Annotated in this window: 12 protein-coding genes; 5 read left to right on the top strand and 7 right to left on the bottom strand. The window is 29.1% G+C overall.

Annotated elements, in window-relative coordinates; translation table 11 throughout:
• The first annotated feature begins 387 nt into the window (after positions 1–387).
• The 4 genes from GQX97_RS10735 to aroB all read left to right on the top strand — a co-directional run bounded on the left by GQX97_RS10735 (position 388) and on the right by aroB (position 5,957).
• On the top strand, positions 388–1,827 hold the full coding sequence (locus tag GQX97_RS10735; protein ID WP_157151955.1) for an aminoacyl-histidine dipeptidase: 1,440 nt from the start codon (positions 388–390) through the stop codon (positions 1,825–1,827).
• 49 nt (positions 1,828–1,876) lie between these two features.
• Positions 1,877–3,802 carry an OPT family oligopeptide transporter gene (locus tag GQX97_RS10730; protein ID WP_157151954.1) on the top strand — a complete coding sequence of 642 codons (1,926 nt, stop codon included), beginning with the start codon at positions 1,877–1,879 and terminating at the stop codon, positions 3,800–3,802.
• A gap of 271 nt (positions 3,803–4,073) precedes the next feature.
• The gene (locus GQX97_RS10725) at positions 4,074–4,481 is read left to right on the top strand and encodes a PqqD family peptide modification chaperone (RefSeq protein WP_157151953.1); all 408 of its coding nucleotides are present in this window, start codon (positions 4,074–4,076) and stop codon (positions 4,479–4,481) included.
• Positions 4,482–4,904: 423 nt separating this feature from the next.
• Positions 4,905–5,957 (top strand): 3-dehydroquinate synthase, encoded by a 1,053-nt coding sequence (gene aroB, locus GQX97_RS10720; RefSeq protein ID WP_157151952.1) that lies wholly within the window; start codon positions 4,905–4,907, stop codon positions 5,955–5,957.
• A gap of 83 nt (positions 5,958–6,040) precedes the next feature.
• Here the strand turns inward: aroB and GQX97_RS10715 are convergent, their stop codons facing one another.
• A complete protein-coding gene (locus tag GQX97_RS10715) occupies positions 6,041–6,472 on the bottom strand; it encodes a flavodoxin (protein ID WP_157151951.1) in 432 nt (143 codons plus the stop codon).
• 27 nt (positions 6,473–6,499) lie between these two features.
• On the bottom strand, positions 6,500–7,081 hold the full coding sequence (locus GQX97_RS10710; protein ID WP_157151950.1) for a DUF3793 family protein: 582 nt from the start codon (positions 7,079–7,081) through the stop codon (positions 6,500–6,502).
• A 775-nt stretch (positions 7,082–7,856) separates the two neighbouring features.
• On the opposite strand from GQX97_RS10710, the gene htpG reads away from it, so the two are divergent.
• The gene (gene htpG / locus GQX97_RS10705; protein WP_157151949.1) at positions 7,857–9,776 is read left to right on the top strand and encodes a molecular chaperone HtpG; all 1,920 of its coding nucleotides are present in this window, start codon (positions 7,857–7,859) and stop codon (positions 9,774–9,776) included.
• 828 nt (positions 9,777–10,604) lie between these two features.
• Here htpG and GQX97_RS10700 read toward each other — a convergent pair.
• The 5 genes from GQX97_RS10700 to GQX97_RS10680 form a co-directional block, all read right to left on the bottom strand.
• Positions 10,605–11,213, bottom strand: a complete 609-nt coding sequence (locus tag GQX97_RS10700) for a hypothetical protein (RefSeq protein ID WP_157151948.1) — start codon at positions 11,211–11,213, stop codon at positions 10,605–10,607.
• 148 nt (positions 11,214–11,361) lie between these two features.
• Entirely contained in the window at positions 11,362–12,828 is a 1,467-nt protein-coding gene (locus tag GQX97_RS10695) for a lipopolysaccharide assembly protein LapB (protein WP_157151947.1), read from the bottom strand.
• A gap of 12 nt (positions 12,829–12,840) precedes the next feature.
• The gene (locus GQX97_RS10690; RefSeq protein WP_157151946.1) at positions 12,841–13,407 is read right to left on the bottom strand and encodes a hypothetical protein; all 567 of its coding nucleotides are present in this window, start codon (positions 13,405–13,407) and stop codon (positions 12,841–12,843) included.
• 12 nt (positions 13,408–13,419) lie between these two features.
• Positions 13,420–14,448: a patatin-like phospholipase family protein gene (locus tag GQX97_RS10685; protein ID WP_157151945.1), complete on the bottom strand. Its 1,029-nt coding sequence runs from the start codon at positions 14,446–14,448 to the stop codon at positions 13,420–13,422.
• A gap of 72 nt (positions 14,449–14,520) precedes the next feature.
• Positions 14,521–15,861 (bottom strand): CoA-disulfide reductase, encoded by a 1,341-nt coding sequence (locus GQX97_RS10680; RefSeq protein ID WP_157151944.1) that lies wholly within the window; start codon positions 15,859–15,861, stop codon positions 14,521–14,523.
• Positions 15,862–15,930: the final 69 nt, after the last annotated feature.

Below are 15,930 nucleotides of genomic sequence, written 5' to 3'. Positions count from 1 at the left end.
TCCCGCACGGTGAATAAATTTAGAAATATAATGAAGTTTGTATTCTTAAAATTATTCATGTATTTTGCTTATTTTATCGTGCGGTGAGTAGATTACAAATTTTTAAAAAACTAGGGTGGGAGGCAAAAATTATAGTATAGGCAAAAAAAGAAATATGGTTCTAATATTATAGTAAAAACAAAAAGCCTATAGGGTGGGGAGTTAGAAGAAAATTTTTTGTAAAATTATATTATAAAAATAATTAAATATATTACTACTTGAAGTTACATAAAATTAAATTTTTTGATATATTATTAATTTTTTTTGACAATCTTTATATTATTTATTATACTAATAAAAGTACAAAATAATAAAAATAACTTATATTGTTTTAAGGAGTAATATACTATGGATTTAAATGCTTTTAATTCAATAGAATCAAAAGAAGTATTCAAATGGTTCAATGAAATAAATCAAATACCTAGAGAATCAGGACATGAAAAAGAGATTAGTGATTTTTTGGTGAAGTTCGCTAAAGATAGAAATTTGGAAGTATATCAAGACAATGCTATGAATGTAATTATCAAGAAGAAAGGCACAAGCGGATACGAAAACAAGCCTGCAGTAATAATACAAGGCCATGTTGATATGGTATGTGAAAAAACAAAAGACTCTAAGCATGATTTTAGAAAAGACCCTATAGAGATGATAGTAGAGGGTGATATATTAAGAGCTAATAATACAACACTTGGAGGCGATGACGGAATTGCTATAGCTATGGGTATGGCATTGCTTGATTCTAAAGATTTACCTCATCCTCCTATAGAATTACTAGCTACTACAGCAGAAGAAACAGGTATGGACGGAGCTATTGCAATTACAGGAGAGCATATAGACGGAAAAACTATGATTAATATAGACGGAGAAGAAGAAGGAATATTTTTGGTAAGCTGTGCTGGGGGAATGAACACTTTAACAGATTTTGATATTAAGAGAGAAAAAGCAGAAGGGCATGCTTTAAAAATAGAAGTATCAGGTCTTAAAGGCGGACACTCTGGAATAGAGATTATTAAACAGAGAGCTAATGCTATAAAATTGCTTGGAAGATTATTATATGCTGTGAGAGATGATGTTGTTATATCTCATATAGAAGGCGGTGCTAAACATAATGCCATAGCAAAACATGCAGAGGCTTTAGTAGTTTCTAAAGATATTAATAAAGTAAAAAATACTTTAGAAGAAGTTGCTAAAAACTTAAAAAATGAATATAGAGTAGAAGACCCTGATATGGTTATAAATATTGCAGAAGCTTCAGATGTTAAAGATAGCTTTACTAAAGAATTAAGTGATAATGTTATTAACTTTATGATGCTTGTACCAGACGGTGTTGCTTATATGAGCAAAGATATAGAAGGTTTGGTTCAGACTAGCTGTAACAATGGGGTATTAAAAGAAGAAAATGGAAAATTAAGATTTACTATATCTGTAAGAAGTTCTGTAGAGAGTTCATCTAAAGAGATAGCTTTAAAAATAGAATCTGCTGCTAAAATGGCTAAAGCTTCTTTTGAAATATCTAATGCATATCCTGCTTGGGAATATGATGCTAATTCTAAAGTTAAAGATATCGCATTGAGTGTTTATAAAAAAGTTACAGGAAAAGATGCCAAAATAGAGGCTATACATGCAGGATTAGAATGCGGAATACTTAAAAAACCTTTACCTAATGTTGATATGATAAGTATAGGTCCAGATATTAAAGATGTACACACACCTGCAGAACATTTAAGTATATCTTCTGTAGATAGAATGTGGAAATTCTTAAAAGAACTTGTTATAAGTATCGCTTAAACCAAAATGATTAAATAAAAAAATATTAAACAATAGGAGAGAAATAGGAATGTCTATTAAAGAAGAGGCTAGAAAGCTATCAAAAAATGCTTATGGAGGGATAAAGGGTGAGGATTATGTACCTTTTATACCTGCTACCACAGTAATGCCTGAGATGACAGGTTACTCTATAATACTTGGTGTTATATTGGCTATAATTTTTGCAGCTGCCAACACTTATTTAGGATTAAAAGTAGGTCTTACAATATCTGCTGGTATACCCGGTGCTATACTTGCTACTGGTGTATTTAAAGCTTTATTTAAAAGAAACAATATATTAGAAGCTAATTTTGCAGCATCACTTACTGCGGTTGGTGAATCTATTGCTGGCGGTATAATATTTATTTTGCCTGCTTTAATATTATTTGGTATGGGGCTTTCAATATTTACCGTAATAATTGTTACTATTATTGGCGGATTTATGGGTTGTTTCTTCATTACACCTGTAAGAAAATATTTGATAGTAGAAGAGCATGGTTCTTTAGTTTATCCTGAAGCTATGGCTCAAGCTGAAGTATTAGTAATAGGCTCTGAGGGCGGTAAAGGTTTTAAGTATATGATTACTGGTATCATTGCTGGTGTTGGATACAAACTTTTATCTGGAGGCTTTGGTTTTTGGAAAGAGAGTGCTACTTATATAATTAAGCCTTATGAAAAAACTATGCTTGGAGTTGATACTTTAGCTTCGCTTCTTGGTGTAGGTTTTATTATTGGGCTTGAAACTTCATCATTAATGTTTGCTGGCGGTATAGTTGCTTGGCTTGGTCTTATACCTATAATTAAATATTTTGGAAGTTTAATTAACACTCCAATATTTCCTTCTACTACTTTAATATCAGAGATGTCTGCCCAGGAAGTTTGGGGTAGTTATATAAGATATATTGGTGCTGGTGCTGTTGCTATGGGAGGTTTCATTTCTTTAGCAAGATCACTTCCTACAATTATAGATTCTTTCAAAAAATCTATAGCTGGTATGGGTGAGAAGGGCGGTAATGATAATCATGACAGAATTAATCAAGATGCACCTATTATATGGCTTATTACTGCTGCTATATTTGGCTTTTTAGCTACTTGGCTTGTTCCTATAATTGGCGGCGGAATATTAGGCGGTATATTGGCTGTAATATTTTGTTTCTTTTTTGCTGTTGTATCTGCAAGAATGGTTGGAGTTATTGGTGCTAGTAACAACCCTGTTTCTGGTATGACTATTGCTACTCTTTTAATTGTTGCTACTGCTTTCAAATTAACAGGTAATATTGGCGAAGAGGGTATTAGAATGTCTCTTGTTGTTTGCGGTGTTGTATGTGTATCTACTGCTACTGCGGGCGGAGTTGCTCAGTCTTTGAAATCTACTTTTATAATAGGTGGTTCTCCTAAGAATATACAAATTGGTATGTTTATAGCTCTTTGTGTGGCTTCTGTTGGTGCTGCTGCTACTGTTATACTTATGCAAACTGCTTATGGTATTGGTAGTGAGGCTGTTCCTGCTCCTCAGGCTACTTTGATGAAACTTATAGTTGAAGGTATTATGACTGCTCAGTTGCCTTGGACTTTGGTTATAATTGGAGCTTCTATTGCAGTATTTTGTGCTTTGGCTAAACTTCCTATACTTCCTGTGGCTTTAGGTTTATATTTGCCTATCACTTTAACTACTACTATATTTATTGGCGGTATAGTGAGAAAATTAGTTGAAATGAAGTTTAAAGACAAAGAAGAAGAAAAAACTGAGGCTGTTGAAAAAGGTATATTACTTGCTTCTGGTTTGGTTGCAGGTGATGCTATAACTGGTATATTTATAGGTGTTATGGCTGCTTTGAACATTGCTATTAATTTTGGTTCAAAAATTGTTCCTCAAAGTAATGCCATTACATTTATAATATTTATATTGTTTGCAGCTTGGATTTATAAGTATTCTGTAAGCAAGGATAAGAAATAATATTTTTAATTATATAAAATGGGCTTAGCAAAATTAAGTATTAGAATTGTTTCAAAACTGTTTTATAAAGTTATATGAATATGATTTTTAGTAATATATAATTTTAATGTATAAAAAATGCAGTCTTTTTGGTTCTTTGTGTCAACAAAAGAACTGGGGTCTGGGGCAAAGCCCCAGTTATAAAATAAAAAAATTAAGTATGAAACAAATCTATTATAAGCTAAGCCCATTATTTTATAAAATTTTATATATTTATAGGATTCTTAAATAAATGAAAGATAATAAATTTTTGTTAGACAAATTCTTAAAAGAAGAAGATAAGCATAATTTTGTATTGTATGTTCCAGAGATTATACACACCAATTGGAAAATAAATGATAACGGAAAAGTGCTTTTAATATTTGATGTTAATAACCCCATTACAAAAATAGCTTCTTGGCTTTTAAAAAAGAAACCTATTAAAGATATAGAATTTGATGAACTATGCACATCCGCTTGGCTTAATATAGACGGAGAGAGATGCATATTTGAAATAGCTAAAATACAAAAACAAAACTCTAATGATAATTTTAAAGATTCACTTATAAGATTAATAAAGTTTATGCATTATATACAAGGCAGAAGGTGGATAAGATACAAGAAAGTAAAATCAAAAGAAGACGTTGATATATCTAAATAGCTTTGTTTATTAATATTTTTTAATTTTTTGTTTGTGGTGGCTTTGCCCCATGCGAAGTGTGCCCTTAGGGTACACATCCCTACTTCTTTTACGACCGAAGGAAGTGCCTGTGGTATTGGTATAAAGGGAGCAAAACAACTGCATTTTTAGATAAAATACAAATATTATTTAATATAATTATTAATATATAAGACTTAAATACTTGCACTTTTTGCAACTTTGACGAAGTCCGCACAGCGAAGGCGGGAAAAAGTTGAATAAAATAAAAATAAATAAATAATATAAAATTTTAAAGCTAATTGATAGTTTTTAAATATATATAATCTTTCTTTATTATATTTATAAATTTTATTTTTGTAAAAATATTATCTATTTTTTTAAAATAATTTATAATATAAAAAAAATAAATTAGGGCTTATATATATGAATAAAGTTAATATAAATATAAACAACGATGTAAAAATTAATTATGATATTTTAGTTAGAAGCGGACTTATAAAAGAAAGCGGCAAATTGGTAAAAGAAGTACTTAGAGGAAAGAGGGCTTTAATAGTTACTGATGATATAGTTGATAAACTCTATACTGAAACGGTAAAAGAAAGTTTAGAGAAAGAAAATATCATCACTTCTGTATGCGTACTTCAAAATGGGGAAACTAATAAAAACATAGAGAGCATTTATAATATATATTCATCTCTTGCAAAAAATGAGTTAAGCCGAAAGGATATAATAATAGCATTAGGAGGCGGCGTTATAGGAGATATGGTAGGGTATGCTGCTGCCACTTGGATGAGAGGAATTGATTTTGTGCAGATACCTACTACACTTCTTGCTTGCGTTGATTCTTCTGTGGGCGGAAAGACTGGAATTAATATAAAAGAAGGTAAAAATTTAGTAGGTGCTTTTCATAGCCCTAAGCTTGTTGTAATGGATAGTGATGTTTTAAATACGCTTCCAAAGAGAGAGTTTAATGCTGGTATGGCTGAAGTTATTAAGCATGCATTTTTATTTGATAAAAAACTTCTTGAATATTTAGAAAATAATAATAGTTTTGATATGGATTTTATTCTTAAGAGAAACTGTGAATTAAAAGGCCATATAGTAGAGATTGATTATAAAGAGAAAAAAGAGAGAATGTTTTTAAACTTTGGTCATACTATTGGGCATAGTGTAGAAAATGCTGCTGGTTATGGGGTATTGCTTCATGGTGAGGCTGTTGCTATAGGAGTGATTTTTGCTATAGAGTATGGAATAAAAAAAGCTATAACTAAAGATAAAAGTATATTAGAAAGAGCTAAAAATATATTTGCTAAATTTTCTCTTCCTACTGAAATACCAACTAATATTAACTTAAAAGATGCAATTAAATTAGATAAAAAAAGAAGCAATGATGAAATTAATTTTGTGTTTTTAGAAGATATAGAAAAACCTCTAATAAATAAAGTAAGCATTAATGATATAATAGATTTTTTATAATATTCTAAAGTTTAAATAGATAAAAAATAAGAGGCATTAAATTACTTTAATACCTCTTTTTTATTTCTTTTACTTTATTTATTTTACGCCTTAGCTAATTCTTCTCCTAATGTAATGCATTCATCAGTAGCATTATCATCTGGAGTGAGATTTGTAATTAAACCATCTTTTACTAAAGAAGCCCCAGTACTCTTTACATCTTCCTGCCAATTTCTCATCCATTCGCCATCACCCCAATCATAAGAGCCAAATAAAACGACCTTTTTGTTAGAAAGTTTATCTCTTATTGCATCATAAAAAGGCTGAAACTCAGATTCTTCTAAAACCTCAGCTCCCATAGCAGGACATCCTAATGCTAATTTTGAATAATTATCTATATCTGAAGTGTTAAAACTAGATACACTAAATGTATCAACCTCTCCTCCAGATTTTTTTATACCTTTTTCTACACTTTGTGCCATAAGCTCAGTATTGCCTGTAGCACTCCAATATATTATAGCTATTTTATCACTCATTTTATCCTCCATAAACTTTTTTAATTATTAACTATAAGCATACTCTTTATAATCATCCATTATCTCCAATATGCCCTTACCATTTAAAAATGTGCTCGTATAAAAATCTCTGCATCTATTGTAGCTTTCAAAAGTTTTGATAGCTTCTTTTTTATTATGATATACTTTCCAATAACCAGCGTATAAACTATTTTTTCCGTAATTGTTTATAAAGCCGTATATGTCCATAAGAGGATATCCTAAAAATATACCTATCTCATGTGGAAAATCTTTATTATACCGCATTCTCTTTTTTAATAGTTCTATACAGTTATATAGATTTTTATCTTTATACCCATAATCCTCTAAAAAATCAAAAATCTCATCATCAAAAATATATTCTTCAAGCCTTTTTTTATTATAAACATAAACTATCACTTTACTATCATAATCTTTTATGATAGACACATTTATATTGCGGCTGTTTAATATTTTGTTGTATGAAGCTATTTTGTTGTAAACATCTTTTTTAGAGTTGTATTGATATGTAAAGATGTTTGCTATTTTTATACCAGAAAGGGTTGGTGCACAGTGGTTAATAATTAATGTATCAAAGTTTTGCTCATTCATATGTTAGAGTATACTAACTTATATTTAAAAAATGTCAATAGTTTTGTTAGTATATTCTAACTTTTTTGTTATTTTTTTTTATAAAAAAATTTTACAACGCACGCAGAATATAATTAAAAAGTATAGTAGGAGTAAAATAATAGAGTTAATTTTTAAACAGAATTTCGTTTACCGTGCGGTTATGTGTTTTTTATATTATTATTAACTTTTTTGTTGTTCTTTTCCCGCCTTCGCTTCGCTTTGTTTTTATTCAACTTTTTCCCGTAGCAAAAAGTTGCAAAAAGTACAAGTACTATGGCTTTGTATGTTGGAATATGTATTAGTATAAAATAATATCTGATTTTGGATATGCTTAAAAGCTAGTTTTTTTAATGCAGTTCTTTTGGTTCTTTTATAACAATACCGAAGGCACTTCCTTTGGTCGCAAAAGAAGTGGGGTGCTACCCTATGGGCACGCTTCGCAGGGGGCAAAGCCCTGCAAATAACCAAAATAAAAAACTTAAGAATTCTTAGAATATATTGAAATTATTATTTTATATCAATAAAATAAATATGATGCTGTACGGGTGTACTTTGTTAAAGGCAAAACTACCACAAATAAAAACTTAAAATAATTATTATTAAAAAATATTTGAATTTTTTTATTTTTCTTTTATAATATATTAAACTTTATTTTTGACTTTATATATTCACTTCAATACTTTTTATATATTTTATCTTTAATCCGTATAAAGAATTTTTTTTAATTTATAAAAACCTATAAGGAGAGTTTATTATGGCAGAAAAACAAATACTTAATTTTGAAGCCGAAACAAAACAGATATTAAATTTAATGGTGCATTCTATATACACTCATAAAGAAATATTTTTAAGAGAGCTTATATCAAATGCAAGTGATGCTCTAGATAAAGCTAGATTTGAATCTATAACTAAAAGTGATAAATATACTGATATAGATAACTTAAGAATAAAAATAGAAGTAGATGAGCAAAATAGAACATTAAGCATTATAGATAACGGAATAGGTATGACAAGAGAAGATGTTATCAATAATATAGGCTCTATTGCAAGAAGCGGTACTAAAGCATTTTTGGAGAGAATACAAAAAGATAAAGAAGCATCAAAAGAAAGCGGAATAGATTTAATAGGACAATTTGGTGTTGGATTTTATTCTGCATTTATGGTTGCTGATGATATTATAATAGAGACTAAAAATGTTGATAGTGAAAAGGGTGTTCGTTGGGAGAGTAATGGAGACGGCTCTTATTCTATAGAAGATATTGATAAACAAGACAGAGGAACAAAAATCATACTCAAATTAAAAGCAAAAGATAAAAATTTAGAAGAAGACGGATTTGTTGATGATGATTATTGCAACAGATATACTTTGGAAAGCCTTATTCATAAATATTCAAACTATGTTCATTATCCTATTATTATGGATATGCCTATACCAAAAAAAGACGAAAAAGAAATTCAGCAATATGAAGAGAAAACTATTAACTCAATGGTAAGTATATGGCAGAAATCAAAAAGCGATGTTAAGCCGGAAGAATATAACGAGTTTTATAAAGAGCATTTCCACGACTATGCAGACCCATTTGAAGTAATACATACAAGAGCAGAGGGTACTATAGAATATACTGCACTTTTGTTTATACCTTCAAAAGCACCTTTCAATTTCCTTCATCCAGATTTTGAGAGAGGTTTAGAGCTTTATTCAAGAAACGTATTTATAATGGGTAAGTGTAAAGACTTGCTTCCTGAATATTTAAAATTTGTTAGAGGTTTGGTTGATTCTCCTGACTTCTCTTTAAATATTTCAAGAGAGATTTTACAGCATAGCACTCAATTAAAAAGAATAGCATCAAATGTTGAAAAAAAGGTTTTGGAAGCTTTAGAAAATATATTAAAAAATGATAGAAAAAGATATCAAGAGTTTTTCAAAGAGTTTGGAGAGTCTATAAAGATAGGAATATATTCAGACTTTACTAAAAAAGATAAGCTATCTAATTTATTATTATTCCAGTCATCAGAAACAGCTGACGGAGAATATACAACATTAGCAGAATATAAATCAAGAATGAAAGAAGGCCAAGAGTTTATATATTATGCAGCTGCCAAAGATAAAGCTACAATAGAAAAGCTTCCTCATATGGAAGGCATGAAAGATAAAGGTTATGAAGTTCTTTATTTCACTGACAGGGTTGATGAGTTTATGGTTAGCATGATGAGAGAGTTTGACGGCACTAAACTTCATTCTATACTTCAGGCTGATAACAACACAGAAAATAAAGATAAAAACAAAGATTCTGCTAATAAAGATGTACTTAATGCTATAAAAGAAGTGTTAGGTGCTGATAAGGTTGCTGAGGTTAGAGAGACTAACAGACTTAAAGAGAGTGTTGTTTGTTTATCAAATAAAGAAGATTCTATAAGCTTTAATATGGCTAAAGTTCTTGCTGAAAGCGGCAATCCTATGTTTGCTATGAAGCCAGAGAGAGTATTAGAAATTAATACTTCTCATGAGGTATTTAAAGCTATAGAGAAAGAGTATCAGGCTAATAAAACTTCTGATTTGTTTAAGGAGTATAGTGAACTTCTTTATGATGAAGCTTGTATACTTGAAGGACTTCCTTTAGAAGACCCTAAATTATTTGCAAGCAGAATGAGTAAATTAATGCTAAAGTTATAATTAGTTGATTATAGTTTTATTGAAGATAGAAATTGGGAGAATATAGTTATAATGATTATATTTTTTCAATTTTTATCTTTTTAGTTTTTTGTTGTTCTTTTTCCCGCGTACGAGCTGTACCACCTTGCCGCACGGTAATTCTATGCTTTAATTATAACTTCTTAGTCGTGCGGGGGAGTGCATTTTAATGTACAATTAAATTATAAAATTTATATTGTTCTTTTTTCCGCCGATCGCGGTGCGGACTTCGTCAAAAGAACCAAAAAGTGCAAATACTATATCGTTGTATGTTTTTGAATATGTATAAACTATATTGTAATACCAACATTTCAAGCTAAAAAATTGCAGTCCTTTTGCTTCTTTGGGTCACTACCACAGGCACTTCCTTCGGTCGCAAAAGAAGTAGGGGGGTTGGGACTAGTCCCCAAAATATAAAAACAAAAATTGATAAACTTAAAAGTTTTCAAATATTTAATAAGTTTTTTTATTCAACTTTTTCCCGTAGCAAAAAGTTTTTACCCTACGGGTACGCTTCGCGAAAAGTACAATTTATATTTTGGAATATGTATTAATATAAAATAATATAGTATTTTGATATGCTTAAAAGCTAGTATTTTTAATGCAGCCTTTTTGGTTCTTTGTGGCAACAAAAGAACTGGGGTGCGGGGCAAAGCCCTGCAAACAAAAAACTTAAAAAATATCACAACGCACGCAGTGCATAATTTTAAAATATAGTAAATCTAAAATGATAAACCAAATTTTTAAACGGAATTTCTTCCACCGTGCGGTTAGAATTTTTAAATTATCTTATATTAGTTACCAATTCTGTTAATAAGCATTTGTGGAATTTTGAATTTCTTCAAGCTTGTTAATGGCGTCTCTAAACATAGTAAAATTACTTTGCCAATTGCTTGTTGCTGTGGGTGATATCGCTATGTCTTCGTAGGTGTTCTCATTGAAATTATTAATAAAATTAAATCTTATATTTGATATGCTTTTTGTAGTAAAGTTGTCAAACTCATTATCATCATTAAACTTATATTTTACTTCTATATCATAATATCTTAAATTACCCATTGTAAATGGAGTGAATACTGTTTTTTGTATGTTTGTTAATTCTAAAGAGCTTCCATCATCAAACATAAATATTATAGGAGTTGAACTTGCTACTTGAAAATAGTATGGATATCTATATCTAAACTCTAATGTTAAAGTTCTTCCATATCTTTTGAAAAATCTAAAGCTATTTTCACGCATATATTTTTGAGTGTTTTTCCAAGAGGTGAATATATTTATTTTTGATGTGAGTTTATCTCTTTCTGTAATGTAAGCCCTATTTTTTATAATATCATACATTATACTATTTGTATCCATATTGTTTTGAGCAAATAGCATTAGAGAGCCAAACACTATAAAGATAAATATATACCTATACATAGAAAACTCCAATTTTAAACATTATAACTCCATATAATAAAACGGAATTATAATATTTAAAATTGAATGTAAATACCTAATTTTTTTATTAATTAAATAGTATAATAAGCTAACAAATTATAATATATTAAAAAATTAACTTTTATATTTAATCATTAAAAAGCTTATTGAATATCTTATCAGGCTCAAACCCCTGTTTAACATACTCATCTCTTAACTTCAATAGTTCATTAGTTTCTCCTAATATTTTAAATATTAACCCTTTTAAAATAAAAGCGTTTTCATATTTTGGATTAATATTTAAACTTATATTTAAGTTATTAATTATTGTCATATAAGCCTTTCTATCTATAGACTCTGAATGAACTATTGTGAAATAATTTAAAATTGGAATTGGTGGATAATCAGATATTATATTTAAATAATTATTAATAAATGTAATATTGGGTAATTTATAATATAAGAGTTGATCACGTAAAAACAATGATTTATATGAATATTTTGAATATAAATAGTGTAATTCATAGTCATCGTTACATAACGATATAGCTTTATTAATAATTGGTAAATATTCATTATGTATAAATCTTTCTACATAATATCCATTTAAAAATGTTTTTCCGATCATACTAGAAATCAATGATAAATCTAATTTTTTTTTACTAAAACAATAATCTATTATGAGTATTTTTGATTTTAGAAGTTCAAATATATCACCGTATTCTTTTAACTTATTGTTAACATCATCTAAAGCTTCTTGTTCTTTATTAATCATACATAATATGTTATATTTTAATTGGTATAAACTAAAATATTTATCATTTATTTCTAAACCATTATTTATTGATAATAAAGCATTATCTGTATCATCATTTAACAAATATATTTTTGCTTTTACTTCATAACTTTCAATATCATTTTTGTTTAATTCTTGTATTTTTTCTATATCTTTTAATGTATCAAAGTTTAGTTTAAGATAGCATTTAGCTCTGTATTTATAGGCATTAATCAAATCTTCTTTGTTTGCCTCTTCATTATTTTCATTAAAATCTATTATTTTATTGCATTCTTCTATAACTTTATAATATTTGCCATCCTCAAATAAAGTTTTTATTGTATTTGAGTCTGACAAAATAGGTAGTGTTTCTTCAGCCTCAATAATTTCGTTTTCATCTACAAATGAATCAATAACTCCCAAATCATTTATAAGCATAACTGCAAATTCATATATATTTATTTCTTTTTCTATATCGAAATCGGAATGCTGTTTTACATATTCTTTAGTTAGTGTTACCTTTATATCTTCTTCAGAAGACTCGCTTAAACTTGTTATTGATTTTACTATATAATTTTCCTCTCCTGCAAGCAAATTCAATTTTCTAAATCCAGATGATATAGGTATAGTGTATGATAATGCTTTTTCAAGATTTTCAATTTTTGTGCCATCAAAAAGTCTTTTAATCAAATCTTCTCTGCTGCTTAATAAATGGTAAAAATCTATAACCTTTATTTTTGAGTTTATATCAATTCCGCAGTTTGCCATGGTAGTTTTTAATAAAAGCATATCCTGTGTAGTGCGGTTTTCTCCTGCGATATGATAAAAATCATTAGACAAGCATATTACTTTTTAAAATGTGTCAAGGCTTGAATATGTTCTGTTATCATAGGTTAAATATTCTATAGTGGTATTCCAATTTAATAGTTTTACATTCTGCTCAAGTTTTTCTATCTTCGAAGAATTCTGTAAAATCTGACCCAAAAGTTCCTGAAACATCTGCTTCATTACCGAATAAATTTCATTGATTTGATTATTAATATCTACAGACATTGTATTTAATTTATTATTAACGGCAATAACAGCCTCAAAAGTAAGTTTATTCTGTTCGGCAAGCACCTGTATCATTCTTTGAGAAGCCTTTTGAGCTACAGCAAAATTATAATCTATCTCACCCCTTATCTTTCTGTTTTTTCCTGTTATAGCACTCAATAGATTTTTAAAAAATCCTTGACTTGACAACTGCTTTGCTCTTGACTCTCTAGCAGCCAAACAAGATGCAGTCTCTAATGTAAGCTCTGTTAATTTATTTGCATTATTTTTATGAAGCTCTATAGTACTTTCAATATATCTGTCTATCTCTGTTTTATCGCAATCCTCTATTTCATTTTCATAAGGAAGTGTTAAATTAAATTCCATGAAAATCTGCCTTTATTCAATATTATTATTATTATTATTATCTAGTTTTTTCATATCATCAGTATATTTAATTTTTATATTGTTTTCAATAGCTATTCTTTGAATATCATTTTTTATATTATATCTTTCTTCTTTTATTGATTTTATTTTATGTTTATATTCCTGTTCATCAATATACATTTTTTTAATAGACTGCAATAGTTCAAACTGGTCAGTAGCCATATCAAATACAGGTTTTAATATTCTTTTAGCATCATTATATCCTTGTTCAATATGCGATTTTATGGCAGATGATGAAAAATTTAAAGTGCCCTTTATAATACCTCTCAGATCTTCCTGCGGTACTATTTCTATTATTTTTAAATTAGGAAACTTATCTCTCTTTATAACTGCATCCCTGCTTAAATGTACAACTACAACCATATTACACCCCAAATCATAAAGAGGTCTTATAGGTATATTATCTCCTACAATAGGAATACCTCCATCTATATATGTTGTGCCGTCAATAACTTCTTTATCAAATACGAAAGGAATAGCACTTGTTGCAAGAAGTATTTTTCTTATCCTATCCCTTTCGCTTTTATTTATAGGAAAATAATGAACATTAAAATCTGGTACAGCTAAGCATGCAGCATAAAGCGGATCATTGGTATTAAGCAAATAATCAAAATCTAAATACTTGTCAATAAGACTTAAAAGCCCGTCCCTAGAAAATATTCCACTTGAGGCAACTATTCCAGCCAATGCTATGATTCTAATCATTGGTATGCCTAAAGGTATTAAAATTTTTGAAACGTTTTTTATTATATTTTCTGCATCAAAAGAAAGTATTTTATCTTGCACCTCATGAAGCCAAATTTTTTCAGCTTTCTCATAATCATTTTGATATATTAAGCATGCATTCAAAGCCCCTACAGAAGTACCAGAAATAGCATAAATATATTTGTCAAAACCAAACTCTCTAAATGCTTTCCATACTCCTATATGATAAGAACCTTTTCCTCCGCCTCCTGCAAGGACAAGCCCTAATCTGTTCATAATTTTTCCCTAAGTTTTTGTAAAATTTTAGTACGTACTAAAATTTTATATTTTCATAAAATTAGTTTCTATTTATTTAGCGGCATTGCCCACAACATTCAAAGAATCCCAAGTGCGTGCAAAAGGCGGAGCATAGCATAAATCAAGCATACCCAACTCATCAACAGTAAGCCCAGCATGTATACAAGCAGCTATTACATCGCTTCTAAGCACAGCACCTCTTTTTCCAGCAATTTGCCCTCCTAATATTTTTCTGTTCTCAGCAGAATATACTAGTTTTATATGCAAATCCTGATAATCTGGATAATAATGTGTATGGTCAATATCTTTTACTGTAACGGTTTTGTAATTAATATTATTCTTTTTAGCCTCTTCTTCAGTAATGCCAGTTCTTGCCATTTCCAAATCAAAACAAAGTATACAAGCACTTCCCAAGCTTCCAATAAACTTTTCATTTCCGCCAATCAAATTAGAAGCAACCATTCTTCCTAGTTTATTAGCACCAGTAGCCAAAGCAGCATAACTTGTATTATCTAATACTCTATTATATATTCCAGCACAGTCCCCAGCAGCATATATAGAATCAATATTAGTCTTTCCTTCTCTATCAACGAGTATAGCACCGTTTTCCATTAATTGTATTCCTGCCTCTTTAGCCAAATCACTATTAGGTGTAACTCCAATAGCAACAACAACATAATCAGCATCATATCTTCCTTTGTCTGTAACAACTGACTTAACATTATTATTTGAGTCAGCTTCTAATGATAAAACTTTTTCGTTTAAATTTAACTCAATATGTGTTTTTATATTCTCAATAGCTAAGTCAGAAAACTCTTTGTCAAATTTCGCTCCAAATACCCTATCAGAACGCTGTATTATTCTTACGTTTTTGCCAAGATGCTTTATAGTATGTGCAGCCTCTATAGCTATAAAACCAGCACCAAGCACAACTACATTCTTTATATTATCATCTTTCATTTTTTCTTTCATATTAATAGCATCTGTAAACTCTTTAAGTGTAGATACATTTCCAATATTAATATTTTCTATTTTTGGTATTATAGATTTAGCCCCAGTAGCTATAAGTAAAGTATCATAGCTGTCTTCAAACTCTTTATTATTTTCTAAGTCTTTTACTATTACTTTTTTATTATTAGCATCAATTTTTAATACTTCATGTTTAATTTTTAAATCTATTCCCGATTTTATAGTAGCTTCAGCAGTTCTTGCAATCATAGTGTTGGAATTGTCAAAAAAACCTCCAACGTAATATGGCATACCGCAAGCTCCCCAAGACACATATTCAGTTTTTTCATAAACTGTTATAACAGCATCTTTGTCTAATCTTCTTGCCTTTGCAGCAGCACTCATTCCAGCTGCAACTCCTCCTATAATTATTACTTTTTTCATAAATATAAAACTCCGTTAATAAAAATAAATCTACTTTTAAAGTATAATAGATAATACTTATTTGTCAAT

It is taken from the genome of Brachyspira sp. SAP_772, assembly GCF_009755885.1.
Lineage (GTDB): Bacteria > Spirochaetota > Brachyspiria > Brachyspirales > Brachyspiraceae > Brachyspira.
This window is presented reverse-complemented; position numbering and strand designations above follow the sequence as displayed.

What these genes read in the sequence shown, in the direction of transcription:
- GQX97_RS10690 (WP_157151946.1), bottom strand. Translation starts at nt 13,407, where the DNA reads ATGGAATTTAATTTAACACTTCCTTATGAAAATGAAATAGAGGATTGC.
- aroB (WP_157151952.1), top strand. Translation starts at nt 4,905, where the DNA reads ATGAATAAAGTTAATATAAATATAAACAACGATGTAAAAATTAATTAT.
- GQX97_RS10715 (WP_157151951.1), bottom strand. Translation starts at nt 6,472, where the DNA reads ATGAGTGATAAAATAGCTATAATATATTGGAGTGCTACAGGCAATACT.
- GQX97_RS10725 (WP_157151953.1), top strand. Translation starts at nt 4,074, where the DNA reads ATGAAAGATAATAAATTTTTGTTAGACAAATTCTTAAAAGAAGAAGAT.
- htpG (WP_157151949.1), top strand. Translation starts at nt 7,857, where the DNA reads ATGGCAGAAAAACAAATACTTAATTTTGAAGCCGAAACAAAACAGATA.
- GQX97_RS10735 (WP_157151955.1), top strand. Translation starts at nt 388, where the DNA reads ATGGATTTAAATGCTTTTAATTCAATAGAATCAAAAGAAGTATTCAAA.
- GQX97_RS10680 (WP_157151944.1), bottom strand. Translation starts at nt 15,861, where the DNA reads ATGAAAAAAGTAATAATTATAGGAGGAGTTGCAGCTGGAATGAGTGCT.
- GQX97_RS10710 (WP_157151950.1), bottom strand. Translation starts at nt 7,081, where the DNA reads ATGAATGAGCAAAACTTTGATACATTAATTATTAACCACTGTGCACCA.
- GQX97_RS10700 (WP_157151948.1), bottom strand. Translation starts at nt 11,213, where the DNA reads ATGTATAGGTATATATTTATCTTTATAGTGTTTGGCTCTCTAATGCTA.
- GQX97_RS10685 (WP_157151945.1), bottom strand. Translation starts at nt 14,448, where the DNA reads ATGAACAGATTAGGGCTTGTCCTTGCAGGAGGCGGAGGAAAAGGTTCT.
- GQX97_RS10730 (WP_157151954.1), top strand. Translation starts at nt 1,877, where the DNA reads ATGTCTATTAAAGAAGAGGCTAGAAAGCTATCAAAAAATGCTTATGGA.